Origin of the sequence: Ancylomarina longa (assembly GCF_003996985.1) — a bacterium.
GTDB classification, from domain to species: domain Bacteria; phylum Bacteroidota; class Bacteroidia; order Bacteroidales; family Marinifilaceae; genus Ancylomarina_A; species Ancylomarina_A longa.
Genome location: NZ_RJJX01000002.1, coordinates 121,284 through 139,348, shown reverse-complemented (window position 1 = coordinate 139,348; position 18,065 = coordinate 121,284). Strand labels below are relative to the sequence as shown.

General features: G+C 36.6%; 12 protein-coding genes. 8 read left to right on the top strand and 4 right to left on the bottom strand.

What is annotated here, in order from left to right; translation table 11 throughout:
• Positions 1 to 24: 24 nt before the first annotated feature.
• Both DLK05_RS02670 and DLK05_RS02665 read right to left on the bottom strand, forming a co-directional pair.
• The gene (locus DLK05_RS02670; RefSeq protein ID WP_127342440.1) at positions 25 to 444 is read right to left on the bottom strand and encodes a hypothetical protein; all 420 of its coding nucleotides are present in this window, start codon (positions 442 to 444) and stop codon (positions 25 to 27) included.
• A gap of 21 nt (positions 445 to 465) precedes the next feature.
• On the bottom strand, positions 466 to 1,398 hold the full coding sequence (locus DLK05_RS02665; RefSeq protein ID WP_127342439.1) for a hypothetical protein: 933 nt from the start codon (positions 1,396 to 1,398) through the stop codon (positions 466 to 468).
• Positions 1,399 to 1,649: 251 nt separating this feature from the next.
• On the opposite strand from DLK05_RS02665, the gene DLK05_RS02660 reads away from it, so the two are divergent.
• Together DLK05_RS02660 and DLK05_RS02655 are read left to right on the top strand one after the other, a co-directional pair.
• The gene (locus DLK05_RS02660) at positions 1,650 to 3,806 is read left to right on the top strand and encodes a S9 family peptidase (protein WP_127342438.1); all 2,157 of its coding nucleotides are present in this window, start codon (positions 1,650 to 1,652) and stop codon (positions 3,804 to 3,806) included.
• Positions 3,807 to 3,867: 61 nt separating this feature from the next.
• A complete protein-coding gene (locus DLK05_RS02655) occupies positions 3,868 to 5,199 on the top strand; it encodes an MATE family efflux transporter (RefSeq protein ID WP_127342437.1) in 1,332 nt (443 codons plus the stop codon).
• Between the two features lie 161 nt (positions 5,200 to 5,360).
• On the opposite strand, the gene DLK05_RS02650 is transcribed toward DLK05_RS02655, so the two are convergent.
• Entirely contained in the window at positions 5,361 to 5,747 is a 387-nt protein-coding gene (locus tag DLK05_RS02650) for an HU family DNA-binding protein (protein ID WP_127342436.1), read from the bottom strand.
• A gap of 907 nt (positions 5,748 to 6,654) precedes the next feature.
• Here DLK05_RS02650 and tdh point away from each other — a divergent pair.
• Both tdh and DLK05_RS02640 read left to right on the top strand, forming a co-directional pair.
• Positions 6,655 to 7,686, top strand: a complete 1,032-nt coding sequence (gene tdh / locus DLK05_RS02645) for an L-threonine 3-dehydrogenase (RefSeq protein ID WP_235831943.1) — start codon at positions 6,655 to 6,657, stop codon at positions 7,684 to 7,686.
• A 539-nt stretch (positions 7,687 to 8,225) separates the two neighbouring features.
• Positions 8,226 to 9,296, top strand: a complete 1,071-nt coding sequence (locus tag DLK05_RS02640; protein ID WP_127342435.1) for a 2Fe-2S iron-sulfur cluster-binding protein — start codon at positions 8,226 to 8,228, stop codon at positions 9,294 to 9,296.
• A 36-nt stretch (positions 9,297 to 9,332) separates the two neighbouring features.
• Here the strand turns inward: DLK05_RS02640 and yccS are convergent, their stop codons facing one another.
• Entirely contained in the window at positions 9,333 to 11,477 is a 2,145-nt protein-coding gene (gene yccS / locus DLK05_RS02635; protein WP_127342434.1) for a YccS family putative transporter, read from the bottom strand.
• A gap of 204 nt (positions 11,478 to 11,681) precedes the next feature.
• Here yccS and DLK05_RS02630 point away from each other — a divergent pair, with 204 nt between their 5' ends.
• The 4 genes from DLK05_RS02630 (at position 11,682) to DLK05_RS02615 (ending at position 18,053) form a co-directional block, all read left to right on the top strand.
• Positions 11,682 to 12,263, top strand: a complete 582-nt coding sequence (locus tag DLK05_RS02630) for an AraC family transcriptional regulator (protein ID WP_127342433.1) — start codon at positions 11,682 to 11,684, stop codon at positions 12,261 to 12,263.
• 86 nt (positions 12,264 to 12,349) lie between these two features.
• Positions 12,350 to 12,724: an HYC_CC_PP family protein gene (locus DLK05_RS02625; protein ID WP_127342432.1), complete on the top strand. Its 375-nt coding sequence runs from the start codon at positions 12,350 to 12,352 to the stop codon at positions 12,722 to 12,724.
• A gap of 285 nt (positions 12,725 to 13,009) precedes the next feature.
• Positions 13,010 to 16,816: an efflux RND transporter permease subunit gene (locus DLK05_RS02620; RefSeq protein WP_127342431.1), complete on the top strand. Its 3,807-nt coding sequence runs from the start codon at positions 13,010 to 13,012 to the stop codon at positions 16,814 to 16,816.
• A 4-nt stretch (positions 16,817 to 16,820) separates the two neighbouring features.
• Positions 16,821 to 18,053, top strand: a complete 1,233-nt coding sequence (locus DLK05_RS02615) for a TolC family protein (protein ID WP_127342430.1) — start codon at positions 16,821 to 16,823, stop codon at positions 18,051 to 18,053.
• Positions 18,054 to 18,065: the final 12 nt, after the last annotated feature.

Below are 18,065 nucleotides of genomic sequence, written 5' to 3'. Positions count from 1 at the left end.
TAGAAATAGAGTAGAGGTTAATAATTATTGCTTGAATCCTATCAGTATTAAAACGAATCCGGAGCTTACCTTTTTTTGATTTAGTTTGGCTTCAATCGTACAGTTTATTGTATTAGAGAATTGAAAATCCCAATAAGGGGAATTTTTATGATCCCGATTGGTAAATAGTAAATGATTCTCCTCATCATAAATGGAGAATATTACATTATTTTCTTCCTTACCGGTAGCAGCGACAATACGGTAGTAGTTTTCTGCATAAAAGGTAGTATGAAATTCAGCAATCTCACCTCCCGATAATAAAGCTTTATATTCCTGTCCATCAGAAATAAATTGTGGCTCGAGATATTTTGTGCAATTTGAAAGGGTGACATCAGATTGTGCTTTTACAGAAAAATTAATTCCCCAAAAAAGCAGAAAGAATAATATCGTATATTTTCGATTCATAAAGTAGTTTTTTACGGATGTTTACTTGATAATGTGTTCGCGAATAATCTTAACCTTTTCTGTAATTTGAGCTAGTTGCTTCTTATTCATTTTTAATTTCGATTTGCTTTTTACGACGGTTAGTTTTTTATGTGAATCCGTAATCGGAGCAACATAGGTGTATTGCTCTTCAATCTCATCAAAAGTATAAGCCAAGTCAATTAAGCGATCCACGATAAAATAGTAGTTTTTTGACTCATTGGAATAGGGAACTAATAGCTTAATTAAATTTTCCAAAGGTCTTTTTTGTTCTGCAATTCTTGTCATTAACTTCGGTTGGGAATGATCCTTTAATTGTTGTGTCAGCAAGTATATAGACTCAATCCATCCGCCTGCTAATATTAAAGCTCCTGTATTTTCGCGATTATTTTTCTTTAAATAATTGTCAATATTGCGGTAGGTGTCGCTAACAATAACAAGAAGTGAGTCACGATTCTCAATATTATTCTCAATGCGTTGAATTGTTTGTTTATTCATCGCATCGTAAAGGCCAATGTCCTGAGAAATAATTTTTAATACCGCAAAATAACTGGCAGCATCCTGAGTTTGTCCGTAAATATTGATGTATCCTAAATCAGAACCATAAATTCCAAAATTTATTGCTTGGCTAAAATTATCTACATAATCACTTGCCTTGCTGGTTTTATTCAGTAAATCCCGGTTATAGGAAATTCCTGATTTTTCAATCAACAATGATATTTGATAAGGAGATGGAATACTAAACAAGATATTATTGTACTTGAAAATATTTCCATTTGGTTTTATTTCTTTCATTAGAGCAGCTTCAGTGACTTTTTCAATTTTAGCCTCCTCCGTTGGCTTTTCTGAAGGCTGAAAGATCAGAAAACTCACAATGGCAGCAAGCGCTACTAGAAAGATAAATTTAATACTATTCGGGATTCTTTTTTTTGGCATCTTGTGTAACTTAAAAATTATTAAGCCAATGTAGGAAGAAAAAACTGTTTCTCAAAGTGAAGAATTTCCCACTTATCAAGCTTTTCAAGCCTTCTTTGTATTTCAGTTGATTCAATCCTAATTCAGACTAATCTAAATTTATTGGTGATTTCTTGTTTAATTTATACAACCATTCTTACTGTGTTTATACGAAAAAGGATACATTTGAAGGCAAAAAAAATAATAATATAAATAACAACAAACCGAATACCATGAAAAGAATAATCCTTTTAGTCTATTTATTAATCTATTGCGGCTTTTTGTCGGGTGTGCAGGCACAGTCAAAAAAATTGACAATGGAAGATGCTATTCTGGGGCAATGGGGCAAATTTTATCCAGAAAGCCTATCTATGCTGAATTGGCAAGCAGATAGCAATACCTATACTTATGTTGATAATAACGAATTGTTTGCTGCAAACAAAGGGGATGATGCAGAGATGATATTGAGCTTGACTCAAATGAATGAGGTTTTGAAGACTAATAGTTTGGATACTTTAAAGCGTTTTCCTCATTTCTCATGGGTAGATGTAGCTAGCATACAATTTTACGACAAGAATGATTTGTTGCAATATAATCTTGAAAAAAAGGAGATTGTGATGCAATTGCATTATAATAAAAAGGCAGAAAATAAGGATTTTTGTGAAGAGAATAAACACATTGCCTATACGATCGAGAATAACTTATTTATTAGTGGATTAGATGGAAAAGAAACTGCGGTAACCAATAGTCAAGATAAAAATATCGTTAATGGTCAATTTGTAAGTCGAAACGAATATGGCATAGATGGCGGAATTTTCTGGTCGCCAAAAGGCGGACAATTGGCTTTTTATCGCAAAGATGAAAGTAAAGTAAGTACTTTCCCTTTGGTGGATATTAATACCAGAGTAGGAAAACTTCGTGAGATTAAGTACCCAATGGCAGGTATGGATAGTGAGGTAGTAAGTCTTGGAGTTTATAATTTAAATACCAAAGCTACAAGCTGGATTCAACCAGATGACTTTGGAAGTGATCAGTATCTTACCAATATTTCCTGGGGATTAGCAGGTAAGTATATCTATATTCAGGTTTTGAACCGTGCTACAGATCACATGAAAATGAACAAATATGAAGCTGCAACCGGAAAATTCGTAAAGACTTTGTTTGAGGAGAAAGACGATCGCTGGGTAGAGCCTCAACATAAATTGATTTTCTTAAAGAATAAAGACAACCAATTTATTTATCAGACCAATAGTCTGGATGGATACAATCATTTATATCTGTACAATACAGAAGGGAAATTGATTAAACAATTAACCAAAGGTGATTGGGATGTTACCAAAGTATTAGGATTTGATAAGGCAGAAAAAAACCTTTTTTACATGTCGACAGAGGTGAGTCCTTTGGAGCGACATGCCTATAAGGTAAATTTAAAATCAGGTAAAAGAAATCGTTTGACTAGCAGCGAAGGTTATCACAATGTGCAAGTAAGTGCCGATGGTAAATATATGTTAGATAATTATAGTAGTCTGAATGTTCCAAGAATCATCAATTTAAGCGATACCAAAGGAAAAGTGATAAAGCAATTGGTGAAAGCAGAAAACAAATTGGCAGATTATAACTTAGGGGAAATCTCCTTAGGAAAAATAAAAGCTGCTGATGATTCTACCGATTTGTACTACCGAATGGTGAAGCCAGCAAATTTTGATCCTACAAAGAAATATCCTGTAGTGGTATATGTTTATGGTGGACCGCATGCACAAATGGTAACAAACCGATGGTTAGGCGGAACCCGTTTGTGGGAGGAATATATGGCACAGAATGGCTATTTGATGTTTATTCTTGATAATCGTGGTTCTTCTAATCGAGGAAAAGAATTTGAAGCAGTAATACATCGTAAGTGCGGTCAGGCCGAAATGGCGGATCAGATGAAAGGTATTGATTTCTTAAGAACATTACCTTATGCAGATATGGATCGAGTTGGAGTTCATGGATGGAGTTATGGTGGATTTATGACCATCTCATTAATCACCAATTATCCTGATGTATTTAAGGTTGCAGTTGCCGGTGGACCTGTTATCGACTGGAAATGGTACGAGGTGATGTATGGCGAACGCTATATGGATACTCCGCAGGAAAATCCCGAAGGATATGCAAAGGCTTCTCTTATCAACAAAGCAAAGGATTTGAAAGGAAAACTTTTGATTATTCAGGGAGCCGTTGATAAAACTGTAGTTTGGCAGAATAGTTTGAATTTTATTCGCGAGTGTATCAAAAATAATGTTCAGGTGGATTACTTCCCTTATCCGCGCGCCGAGCACAATGTTCGAGGCCGCGATCGCATCCACCTCAAACAAAAGGTCAGTAATTATTTTGACGATTATTTAAAATAAAAAGATTAATTTTCGCCGGTTCTCACTTTTGAGAGCCGGTTTTTTTTAATCCAAACTTAACGTGAGCATACAAACCAACTATAAAAATATTTGGAAGATTGCCTATCCCATTATTTTAGGGAGTGTGGCACAAAATATAATTGCGCTAACCGATACAGCTTTTTTGGGGCATTTGAGTGAAATTGCTCTGGGTGCTGCTGCAATTGCTACTATCTTTTATTTTGCCATAGTAATGTTAGGTTGGGGCTTTGGTCTGGGTACGCAGATTGTAATTGCCCGAAGGTTTGGAGAAGGAAATCATAAGCGAATAGGAAAGACATTCGATCATGCACTTTATTTTTTAATTGTTTTGGCTATTCTGCTTCTCGGATTTATGGAGATACAAGCCCCGTCAATTCTAAAGGCAATTGTAAATTCAGATGCTATTTACCAAGCTAGCCTGGATTATATTTCGGTTCGTGCATGGGGTATTTTATTTGCCTGTGTTAATTTGCTTTTCCGGGCTTTTTATATCGGTATTGCCAAAACTAAAGTAATAAGCTGGAGTACGGCTTTTATGGCTATTATCAATATTTTCTTCGATTACGCATTAATTTTCGGGAAATTTGGTTTGCCGGAAATGGGAATTAAGGGTGCTGCTTTGGCTTCGGTGATTGCCGAAGTTTGTGTGTTGGTCTATTTTATCATCTATACCTTAAAAAAGGTTCCGGTAAAAACATACGCTTTATTCGGATTTGAGAAGATTGATTGGGATTTGTATTCCCGTTTATTAAAAGTATCCTTTCCGATGATGATACAAAACTTTTTGGCACTAAGCTGTTGGTTTGTTTTCTTTCTGTTGGTGGAGAAAATGGGAGAGAGACAATTGGCAATTTCCAATATCATCCGAAGTATTTATGTGTTGATAATGGTGCCGGTGTGGGCTTTCGCTTCGGCGGCAAATACCTTGGTGAGTCAGGTTATTGGCGAAGGAAACTATAAGGAAGTAATGCCTGTTATTTGGCGAACCATTAAAATGTCAACGCTTTGTGTTTTTGCACTGGTAGGGATTAGTTTATTGCAACCCAATTGGGTAATATCAATTTACACCGACGAAATTGCACTTATTGCCGAAACCAAACCTGTTTTATATGTGATTTTTGGTGCAGCCATGATATTTCCGCTGGCAATAACACTATTTAATGGAGTATCCGGAACCGGTAATACTTTTCACGCTATGATGATCGAGATTGTTGTTCTTTCCTGTTATCTGTCAGGTGTTTATTTTTTAATTCAGGTGCTTCAGCTTTCTATAGCAGGCGTTTGGCTTTCGGAATATTTTTATGCCGGATTTTTGGCAATTGCGTCATTGCTCTACTTGAAATTTGCCAATTGGAAGGATAGTGAGATATAGTAGAAAAAGAATTGTTTATGAATCTTCTGATTTGCAAAAACATAACTAATTAAAAAAAACATGCTGAGGTTTTTATAAAAACCTCAGCATGTTTTAATGAAAACGTAAGGATGTTTTTATAAAAACATAAGCACGCTTTTTAGGGCAGGTAAGATTGAGTATTATTCTACCTTTTCGTACTCCAAATTTTTAAGCATTTTCTTTAATTCTTTTCCTGGAGTAAAAATGGTTTTAGCATTTTTAATGGATTGTGTGTTGACCTCATCTTTAGAGGTTTCTCCATTGCTGCTAATACTTACACGAAGACTACCCAGATCGCCAAGACGAACGATTGATCCTTCATCCAGGGCATCTTGCATGACTTCTACCATTGCGTATAATACCGCACGGATATCTGCTCCACCAACGGTACTGTTTTGAGCAATACGTTTGGTTAGTTTTTCAAGTGTAAGTTCACCATTACTAATTGTATTTGCATAGAATTTTTTCTCGCCACCACCCACAACGCCTGGTTGGCCTCTTTCTATGACTTTATATTTTATTGTCATATCAACAAGATTTTTAAATAGCAATATTATAGATTGGTTGTAATTTTTTCTATAAACTTATCTGCCCTAATAATTATTTACTTGAGTGTGAATTAGAACCAGAGTCTAATAATATTACGATTTAGTTGTATATTCGAGGGCCCATCGGCCTCCTCTTCCAGTTTGTCTCGTCAAAGTCTGCCGGTTGATGACTAGCCGATGGGTTACCTTTTTGTTCTGAACCGGACATCAAAATGACCTCCCATTTCAAAAACAATTTCGAATTTAAGTAAAGTTTAGGTTTTAAAAAAGCGAAATCTGTGTCAAGTTTATTAGTGAGTTAAATTTTTATGGAATTTAACACTGTGTCGAAATTAATTAATGTGAAGAATTAAAATAAAATGATAAGATGATTTTAATTTTAGGTAAGCAAATTTATATACCATGAATTATTGTTTGTCTTGTTTATCATCAAATTCTTTGGTTTATTCGTTTTGTTAAAGGAATATTTCTGTTGAGATATCTAGTCATTTTTTATGGTATAGTAATTACACCTGTTTTGTATAGGCTTATTTTTCTTTCAATAGAAGCATTAATAAGCATAAAAACTTCTTTTCACTACCAGCATACCGGCTTGTCCTTTCTTAAATTGACTGAGTTGGTGTGACCCGTCAGAGTAGGGAATGATAACAAGAGTTGTTAAAATAGGAAAAACTCCGTCAGGTTTGGGGACTCTGATGGGTATAGGAGTCCGTAATTCCTGTCAGAGTTTAATAGAAACAGATGAATTATTTTTTATTTATTTCCCGAAAGGCTTATTGAAATTACAATTTACTTTTTTTACTTTGGAGGATGATTCATCAAAAGGACAACAGCCCTATTTATAGTGAATTAAGTACTTAAAACAACAAAAATAATATAAACAACGATGGCTAAAATGAAAGCGCTTGTAAAAGCCAAACCTGAAAAAGGCATTTGGATGGAAGAAGTTGACATTCCTACTATAGGAGTGAACGACGTTTTGGTAAAAATTAGAAAAACTGCAATTTGTGGTACCGACTTACATATCTACAAATGGGATGAGTGGTCGCAGAACACCATTAAAACCCCTATGATTATCGGTCATGAATATGTTGGGGAGGTTGCTGAGATTGGTGCCGGGGTTACCGGGTTTAAAATTGGAGATCGTGTTACCGGCGAGGGACACATTGCTTGCGGACATTGCCGTAATTGCCGAAGAGGTAAAAAACATGTGTGCGAAAACACCGTGGGTATAGGTGTAAATATCAATGGTATCTTTGCCGAATATGCTGCTATTCCTTCTTCAAATCTCATGAAAATGAGCAATCAAATCGATGATGAGTTGCTAGCAATAATGGATCCATTCGGAAATGCAACGCATACCACGCTTTCCTTTCCTGTAATTGGAGAGGATGTTTTGGTTACCGGTGCCGGATTAATCGGTAGTATGTGTGTAGCTATTGCAAAATTTGCAGGTGCTCGTTATGTGGTGGCTACTGAAACCAATCCTTATCGTATCGAGTTGGCGAAAAAAATGGGTGCCGATCGTGTAATCAATCCGATGAAAGAAAATTTGGATGATGTAATCAAGGAATTGGGAATGATTGGTTTTGATATTGGTTTGGAATGCTCGGGTGCTCCCGCTGCCTTCAACGATATGTTGGATCACATGTACAATGCTGGTAAGATTTCCTTATTGGGTATTTTGCCATCTCAAACTAAGGTTGACTGGACTAAAATCATTTTTAAAGGTCTTCAGTTGAAAGGAATCTATGGTCGTGAGATGTTCGAAACCTGGTATAAAATGGAGCAAATGTTGATGAGTGGATTGGATTTATCGCCAATGATCTCTCATCGATTTAAGGCTGCTGACTTCCAAAAAGGATTCGATATAATGGAAGAAGGCAATTGTGGAAAAGTAATTTTGGATTGGGAATAATATCTTTATTTTAAAATAATATCGTCCTAAAATATTTTAGTTTAAGATGTATCTTTTATTGCACAAAAGATGTTTATAGCTAACAACACAATAAAGGGATTATTTTGAGCAGCTGACAAATGGCATCTTTATTAAATAGCTTTTGTTTTACGAAAGCTTTAGTAAGACCGGGAAGTTGAGAACTTTGTTCGAAAATCACCCGGCCGCACTTAAGCTTGAGGCAAATAAGAAAGGTATTTAATAAGTAGCCTTGATCTTTTTTGCTTCTGTTTTTTGGATTAAGCTAAAAAATGAAGTCGGGTTTGGGCGAAGCGCCAATTTAGTAGGACAATATTGATTTAAAAATATTAATAATAAAGCTCAGGTAGTACCTGGGCTTTTCGTATTTATATCCTCTACTTTAAAATTATAAATGATGTTAGTTCGGCCTGAATTTTATAGTTTTAGATTAAATGAATGTAATGAATTGATCAATTATGTCTCTTTAATCATTCTGGAATGATATTCCCAAAGGATTATCAGTAACTAAATAGAAATTTATGGAACAAGAATTTTATCACCTACGGATAGTAGGAATAGAGAAGCCAATTAAGGAGGCCACTACTTTGAGTTTTAAAATACCTGAGAACCTGAAGTCTATTTTCGAATTTCAAGCTGGTCAGCATCTCTGTTTTCGTTTCTATCTAAATGGAGTGGAAGAACGCAGAATGTATTCATTGCATAATTCTCCTCATGAATCAGATTTGTACCAAGTAACGGTGAAAACTCATCCGGACGGTTTTATTTCCAGATTTGTTGCCAATAGTTTAAAAATTGGGGATAAACTGGAGGTTTCTAATCCTCTTGGAGATTTTACAATTAATCCGGTAAAAAATGCGCATAAAAACTATTACCTATTTGCTGCTGGAAGTGGAATTACTCCCATTTTTTCCATGATAAAATCGATTCTTATGGTAGAGCCAAATAGCTATGTTTATTTGCTTTATGGAAATCGAACTCTAGCCGACATTTTGTTCTATGATGAGTTAGCGATCTTGCAAGAGCAATATCCGGAACAATTGATAATTACTCATACGCTTTCCACCCGATTTTTGGATTTTTCACTTGCTCCATGGGAAGGGAAAAGGGGGCGAATCGATGATGGTATGGTGGAAGCCTTTATAACGGATAATCCACTAAGAACTCAAGACGTAGAATATTATATCTGCGGCCCCGAAGGAATGATTCAAACTGTTCAGGATACGCTTATCGATATGGGAGTTCCAACTAAAATAATTCATTTCGAATACTTTTCTGCTCCCTCTCTGCAATATGATGAAGGATTGGCTTTTGTTGAAAATGCAAGCGTAAGTGCCACTATCCGAAATAAAAACTATCAGGTACGTTTAGAGGCAGATGAAACCATTTTGGAAGGGCTGCAAAGAATTGGAGCACCTGCACCATACTCGTGTAAAAGTGGTATTTGTGGTTCTTGTAAGGCAAAATTATTAGAGGGTGAAGTAAAGATGAAAGCATCTATTGCTTTGAGTTCAGAAGATAAAAAGAAGGCTTTTATTCTTACCTGTCAGTCCTTAGCACAAACACCAAACATAAAAATTGACTACCAGTAATCCAGGGCGATATTTTATTAGTTAATTGCTGTCGATTTATTCTTCGAGAATTAAAGATGCCTCTCGTATCAGTTGTTCTGTTACTTCTGCAATATTATACAGGAGCACTAGTTTTTGACGTTGGGTTCCTTTTTCCATTTCTGCTAATTCTTGTCCCAGCTCCTCCAGAAAGTCGTGTAAGCCAAGGGTGGAGTCGCAAGGATTATTATCCTGAAGGGCTCCTATGGCTTTTTCAAGCTCCCATTCTACTTTTTGGTACATCTGCATTTCATCTTTGCCGATATAATGATTAAGATTTCGATGCGCGCCCAAAGCAGACAAATAGGATAGGAGTGCATGATTTAGATAGGTTAAGGAGAAGGCTCGTTTCTGGAATTTCTGTCTTTTTTTAGGTTCAAGTTTCATGCCGCGCCAGGCCAATACTAAAGCATTATCTGCCTGATGAGCACGATGCCTTGCAATTCGATAATTTAGATCATCTTCTTGTGTGACTTGATATTCTTTTAAAATAGTGCTAAAGTAATTTTTATTGCGCTCTAATGCTGCTGTCAACAATCCAGGAAGTCGCTTGTATTGCCAATCGGGCCACATCAATCGAACAACAGCAATTGCCAGTGTTGCACCAATAATAGTATCCATGACACGGGGTACCATTACAACAATTCCCTTGCCAGCGATAAGGTTGAAAGCTGCTATCACAAACGTAGTTACAAATACAACCGAAATAGCATAATTCTTTTTCAGCCAAACAAAAAATGCAAATGCCGAGGCAAGCATCAAAAGAAGTTGCCCTCCAGTGGTTGGGAGCAGTTGCACTAGAATTATGCCTAAAACCACACCACTTATTGTTCCCAATATTCTTTGAAATAGCCTTCTTCGGGTTTCGCTATAGCTGGGCTGACAAACAAATAGACTGGTAAGTAAAATCCAATCTCCCTTTTCAAGATTCAGATAAACATTTAAAAGATATCCAATCAAAAAACAGGTGCTTAAACGAATAGCATACCGCAAACGGGGATGAGTCCAGCTCATTTGAGCCATAAAACGCTCTCCAACAGATCTGTTATCCCGATCCACCCTGGGAAGTACACCTGTATCGGTATTATAATTCATATTCTGCAAAGAGAGATGCGACTGAGTTAAATTCCGGAGAAGTAAACTTAACTCATTTCGTTTGCCTGCTGCTTTCTGTTGCTTCATTTGATTTTGAAGTGCTGATACAGTCCATCTTATCGATATGGGATGATGATAAGGAGTTGACATCACTAAACTTTTGGATACTTCGTGACATGCCAGGGAGAGTTGAACTAGCAATTGTCCTAATCCTTCCAAAATCTTCCGATTATCGGGATCGTTGCTTAATAAATCATACCGTTCGTGGCTGGAGGCGGCTCGTTCGTGCAGACTTTGCAGGAGTAGAAATTTATGCAGATAGGGCCGTAATTCATTCTGATCATCTAAAGCATCCGCATAACTATTAATCACGTTTTTACAACGTTCCAACGTATTTACCAATTGAATGTTTAGGCCAGCTAATCGGTTTCGGATTTTTTCTTGTGCTTTTGTTTCGCTGGGAAATAGCCTTGACTTCTCTTTTATATAAAGGGAAAGATCCTCGAATCCTTGTGAAAGTTGTTCTTCCAATAATCGGCTTGGTTTAAAGGTTAAAAGCAGAAGAGACAATAAACCGTAGCATAAGGCTCCGGCTGATAGCAGTATTGGTTGCCAATACCAGTTGGGTGAAATATCATATCCAAGCATCGTATAAATGGCAATTAATAAAGCGCCAAAGGTAATTCCACGGTATCGTTCTCCTAATCCACCAATAATGATAAAGCTGAAGGTGGAACTGATTAAGCCAATTCCAAAAAGAATAGAATATGGGCGTAATATCTCGACAGAAAGACTTGAAATGGCAAAACTAATAATGGTGATAATAAGCGCTTTTATCCTTCCTTTCGGATGGTCATCGGTTTCTGATAGAGCTCCGGCTAATGCACCTAAACCTAGTGTTACGCCTAAAAATGAGAATCCCGTTAAGACAAAAGGAATAATTAAGATTCCCATTGCTATTACCGCTTTTAGGGCAAACAAACGATTAGGATATCGCCATAATTGCTGAATCCATAAATCTGTCAATACTTTTTTTTGATTTGTAAACCAGGATCTTTTTCTTGTCATTGATAGTCGCATTAAGATTGTAAAGATACAGAACCCGTAGGAATTCAATACTTATGCTTTATTCCTTTAGTAGTAATGTAATTTTTATCGATTAGATGAATTGACTTTTTCGTTTTGAAGATTCAGAAATTAGTAGTTTATTAGAACGTACCTCGATAGAAGATCACTTGTATCGATAGAATTACTTATAAAAAATAGATTTCAATGGAAACGTTCCGATTAAATATCAAGAATATGGTGTGCCCCAGATGCATCATGGCTGTAGAAGAGACATTGCGTGATTTAGGAATTGCTTTTACCGAAGTAAAATTGGGAGAGGTAAATTTGACAAAAGAATTAGGAACTGAAGAGTTGCTGGTTTTGGAAACTAAATTGAAACAACTGGGATTTGAGCTTTTAAATGATAAGAATTTGCAGTTGGTGGAACGTATAAAGAACGAAATCATTCAATTGGTACATTATCAGGATAATCCGGATAAGATGGGACATTTGAGTAAACAACTCCCATCACTTATAGGGCAGTCCTACACCTCGCTAAGTAAGCTGTTTTCCGAGTCAGAAGGAATCACCATCGAAAGATATTTAATACTGCAGAAAATTGAGCGAGCAAAGGAATTACTTTCCTACGGAGAATTAAATGTGAGTGAAATAGCCCTTCAATTAAATTATAGTTCCAGCCAGCATTTTTCACGACAATTTAGTGGTATTGTAGGATTCTCTCCAACAGTTTACGCAAAAAATGAGAAGAAAGATCGAAGCCCAATTCATAGAATCCATAAAGATTAAGCCATGAATTGTGTACACATTAATTAAAATTGTGCACATCTCTTAAAAATTCAATCCCTATATTTGTACTATTAACAGATATAATAATGCTTAAAAGAATCAGTCATATCGTATTTGCTTTCCTATTGTTCGTTGTAACAACAGGTATGACTGTATCCTCGCATTATTGTGGTAATAACCTCAAAAATATTTCTGTACAGACTGCAGCTAGTTCCTGCTGTGAATCAACAGGAGATTCTGGTTGTTGCCACAATGAAAACTTCACTGTTAAGATTCAGGATAACTTCACCTTAGCTTTTCATTCCTTTGATTTTAATCAGATGGGAATTGATCTACCTGCTTCAATAGAACTAGTTGTAATAGAAGAATTGGTTCAAGAGAAGTGGAATATAGTGAATCGCCTGATTCCACCACCCAAAATTCAAACCGTACTTTCCAGTTTGCAGATTTATCGTTTATGATGTATTGCTCTATTTGGGACGCGAGAGTGGGAGAGTTCTGTCCTTTCGTATTTCCAAGTATAATCCTGCATTTCATTTAAAATTTCCTGATAATAGCTAAATAAGTTAGCAGTGTAATTTTTCAATTCACAATTCTATTAGCAGACAAAAAAGCTTAATAGAGGATTGCAAAGAACGGTTTGCATATTATCCATAGGAGAGTAAATTTAAATTCAATGCATGTTATTATGAGATTCTGGTATAGAATTCATCCTATTAGAGTATTCAAATCATAAGAGGATTAATATGCTTCATAAAATCATCAAGTTCTTTTTAGAGAACAAATTAGTTACGTTTATTGTATTAATCGTACTAGTTGCAATGGGAATTGTAAATTCCCCATTTAGTTGGGAAACCGGCATTTTGCCAAGCGATCCTGTACCTGTGGATGCCATTCCCGATATCGGGGAGAATCAACAAATTGTATATACAGAATGGCCAGGAAGGTCGCCACAGGATATTGAGGATCAAATTTCATACCCTTTAACTACTTCTTTGTTAGGAATACCCGGGGTGAAGACCATTCGAAGCAATTCTATCTTTGGTCTTTCCAGCATCTATATTATTTTCGATGAAAAGGTAGATTTCTACTGGAGTAGAACCCGAATTTTAGAGAAATTGAATTCCTTACCAGCAGGTACGCTTCCCGTGGAAGTTACACCTTCCCTAGGGCCGGATGCAACTGCTTTGGGACAAATTTACTGGTATACATTAGAAGGTAGAGACAAGGATGGAAATCCTGCAGGTGGCTGGGATCCGCAAGAATTGCGTACCATTCAGGATTTTTATGTGCGTTATTCTCTTACCGCTGCTAAAGGGGTTGCAGAGGTAGCGTCTATTGGTGGTTTTGTTAAAGAATATCAAGTAGATATTGACCCAAATGCCATGAAGGCTAACGGGGTGAATGTTACTCAGATTATGGCTGCCGTTAAGAATAGTAATCTTGATATTGGTGCTCGTACTCTCGAGTTTAATCGGGTAGAATATCTAATTAGAGCAATTGGATATATTAAAAGTTTAAAAGATCTGGAACAGAGTGTAGTTGCAGTGCATAATAATGTACCAATTCGATTGAAAGATGTTGCAAAAATCCATTTTGGACCTGCAACTCGTCGTGGTGGATTGGATAAAGGAGGAGCTGAAGCCGTAGGTGGAGTTGTGGTTGCACGTTATGGTGCCAATCCCATGGAGGCAATTAAAAATGTAAAAGAGAAAATTGCTGAAATTGCGCCTGGCCTACCCTCCAAAAAGTTAGCTGACGGTACAGTTTCTAAGGTTACTGTAGTTCCATTCTATGATAGAACAGGATTAATTAAAGAGACATTGGGAACTCTTGAGGAAGCACTTTCGTTGGAGGTTTTAATTAGTATTCTCGTAGTCATTGTCTTGGTGATGAATTTACGAGCATCATTCCTAATCTCCAGTTTATTGCCAATAGGTGTGTTGATGACTTTTGTGGTGATGCGCCATTTTGGAGTAGATGCAAATATTGTAGCACTATCAGGTATCGCAATCGCTATTGGTGTTATGGTAGATGTGGGTGTTGTTTTTACCGAAAATATTATCCGGCATTTGGACATGGCCAAAAATATTGGTGTCCGAGGAAAGGAATTGCTTACTGTTATCTATGATGCTACAATTGAAGTTGCTAGTGCTGTCATCACGGCTTTGTCAACTACAGTAGTCAGTTTTCTTCCGGTTTTTGCTATGCAAGCAGCCGAAGGGAAATTATTTAGGCCACTTGCTTTCACCAAAACATTTGCCATGTTATCGGCATTGTTTATTGGACTGATTTTTATTCCTACTCTGGCGAACCTCATTTTTTCCATTCGATTGGATAAGAAAAAGGTTAATTGTGTTCTTAATATCATTCTGGGTATTGTTGGAATAAGCTTACTCATTCTTACCGGAAATTGGATTGCCATTATATTGGTAGCTGTAGCAATTAATAATATCACGGAAAGTATAATACCTATTTTCCCCTGGAAAAATACCAACCTGATAAATATATTGCTTACCCTAAGTGTTGTTATCTTCTTTTTAGCTAAGATTTGGATGCCACTAGGTGCTCAGAATAGTTTTGTAGCTAATTTCCTTTTTGTGATTGTGATGGTAGGAGTCATACTTGGTCTACTAATGACTATTGTACACTTTTATGCCCGCATATTAAAATGGTGTTTGGCGCATAAATGGCAATTCTTAATGATTCCTATTGTTGTTGTACTGTTTGGAATCATGGCTTGGCAGGGAGTGAATAAGATGTTTGGATTTATGCCTGATTTTGTAAAGGAAACTACTTTCTGGGCAAAGGCAGAAAAAACTTTCCCCGGTGTTGGTAAGGAGTTTATGCCTTCCTTGGATGAAGGATCATTCCTTTTGATGCCAACCACGATGCCGCATTCCGGTATTGCTGAAAATTTGGATGTGATTCAATTGTTGGACAAAAGATTAAACTCCATTCCTGAGGTAGAAAGTGTAGTTGGAAAGTGGGGACGTGTTAGTTCTGCGCTCGATCCTGCACCTACTTCTATGTACGAAAATGTGATCAATTATAAATCAGAATATATTCTCAATGAAGATGGTCACCGAATGCGATTTAAGGTGAATAAGGAGAATGCTTTTGTCCTAAAAGATGGTACAAACTATGATCCAACAAAAGAAGGTTTTAAACTTATTGGCAAAGAAAAATTGATTCGTGATAAAAATGGAGAATATTTCCGTCAGTGGCGGGATGAAATTCATTCGCCGGATGATATTTGGAAGGATATTATCAAGAGAGCAAGAATTCCGGGATTGACCTCTGCACCAAAACTACAGCCTATTCAAACCAGGTTGGTGATGTTGCAAACAGGTATGCGTGCGCCAATGGGAATTAAAGTCTTTGGACCCGATTTGGAGACTATAGAAAAAGTGGGTTATGAGATTGAGAAAGATCTAAAACAGGTAGAAGGAGTAGAACCTATGTCTGTATTTGCAGATCGTGTTGTTGGGAAACCATATATCGAAATGGAAATTAATAGAGATAAGGTAGCTCGTTATGGTTTAAGCATTAAAAGCCTTCAGACTATTTTGAGTAGTGTGGTTGGAGGAATGCAATTAACATCTACTGTTGAAGGTAGAGAACGCTTTCCGGTTCGTTTGAGATATGCCAGAGAATTTAGGGATAATCCAGAGGATTTAAAGAAAATACTAATTCCAACTCCTACCGGCGCACAAATTCCATTGGGAGAATTAATAACAATACACTATGTGAGAGGTCCTCAATTGATAAAAAGCGAGGATACCTTCTTAGTTGGCTATGTGATATTCGATAAAAAACCGGAATATGCCGAGGTTGATGTGGTAGAGAATGCACAGAAATATCTCAATGATAAAATGGATGCAGGTGATTTTGAATTGCCAAAAGGAGTGAGTTACATTTTTACTGGTAATTACGAAAATCAAATTCGTGCTACCAAGCGATTAATGATTGTTGTTCCTATTTCCCTGATCCTAATCTTCTTGATTCTTTATTTCCAATTTGGATCTGTAACCGTTTCCTTGATGACCTTTTCGGGAATATTAGTTGCCTTCTCAGGTGGTTTTACCATGATTTGGTTGTATGGGCAGTCCTGGTTCCTGAATTTTGATGTTGCCGGGGTTAATATTCACAATTTGTTTCAGATGGGAACAGTGAATTTGAGTGTGGCCGTATGGGTTGGTTTTATAGCCTTGTTTGGGGTTGCCACCGATGATGGTGTGATTGTGGGAACCTATTTGAAACAAGTATTCGAACGGAATCGTCCCAAAACCATTGAGGGAATTCGAAAATCTGTTTTAGAGGCAGGATCGCAAAGGGTTCGTCCGGCAATGATGACGGCTGCAACCACTATAATAGCATTAATACCTGTGTTAACATCAACTGGGAAAGGATCAGATATTATGGTACCGATGGCTATTCCTTCATTTGGGGGAATGCTGATACAGGTAATGACCATGTTTGTCGTTCCGGTTTTGTATTGTATGTGGCAAGAATCAAAGGTGAAAAAAGAATTGAAAAAACTAAAAGCATAATACAATGAGGAATTTAAAATTAATAATAGGATTGTTCTTCTTGTTGATATCAACCGTGCTTAGTGCTCAAGAATCCCTTGATGTTTACTTGAAAACTGCAGCTGGGAACAACCCTGACTTGAAGGCAAAATTTGATGAGTATATGGCTGCACTGGAGGTAGCACCTCAGGTGAAGGCTCTGCCAGACCCACAAGTTGCTTTTGCATATTTTATTAATCCTGTTGAAACACGGGTTGGTCCGCAACAGTTTAAAATTTCGGCTTCGCAGATGTTTCCCTGGTTTGGTACATTAAAAGCAAAAGAAAATGCAGCCATTCAAATTGCTAAATCGAAATACCAACGATTTGAAGAAAGCAAATCAAAATTGTTTCAGGAGGTAAAAGCTGATTATTACAATCTCTATTTCAATAGGAAAGCGGAAATTATTACTCAGGATAATATTGTAATACTAAAAACTTTTCAAAGACTGGCAACGATTAAAGTTGAAGCTGGCTTAGTCTCTTTGGTGGATGAATACCGAATTGAAATGGAATTGAACGAGCTGGAAAATCAATTGGCACTTCTAAAAGATAAACGAAGGGTGTTGCAGATCCGTTTCAACAATTTATTGAATGTGGAGGAGATGGCAAAAGTAGTATTACCAGAAGATTTGGGAACGGATGATATTGCTTTTTCACGGGAAATAGCCTTGGATTCGATAAAACAATTCAACCATCAGTTATTACAACTCGATTTTCAACAAACTGCTTTGCAATATAAGCGCGAGGTCGCTGGCTTAATGGGAAAACCTTCTTTTAAGATTGGATTGGACTATACATTTATAGGTAAGGGGGAGAAGAATTTGGCAGGAAAGGATGCTTTTGTTTTTCCTTCAGTTGGAGTGAGTATTCCTCTGTATAGAAGGAAATATAAGGCAATGGTGAAAGAAGTTGTCTATTTGGAGGCTGCGAAAACTAACGAGAAGATCAATAAAACAAATTTATTGGAAAGCTTGTTTGAAAAAATATGGAAGGATTATCTGGATGCAAATAGAAGAATAGATTTGTTCGAAAGACAGTTGAAGCTTGCCAATAATTCGTTGAGTCTATTGGAAACGGAGTATGCTACAGGGAATAAGAATTTCGAGGAAATATTAAGAATGGAACGAAAAGCCTTGAAATTTAATCTTGAAAAAGAAAAAGCTAAAACTGATAAACAGGCCTCTATAGCATTCGTAACTTATTTAATGGGAAAATAATACTAAATCATT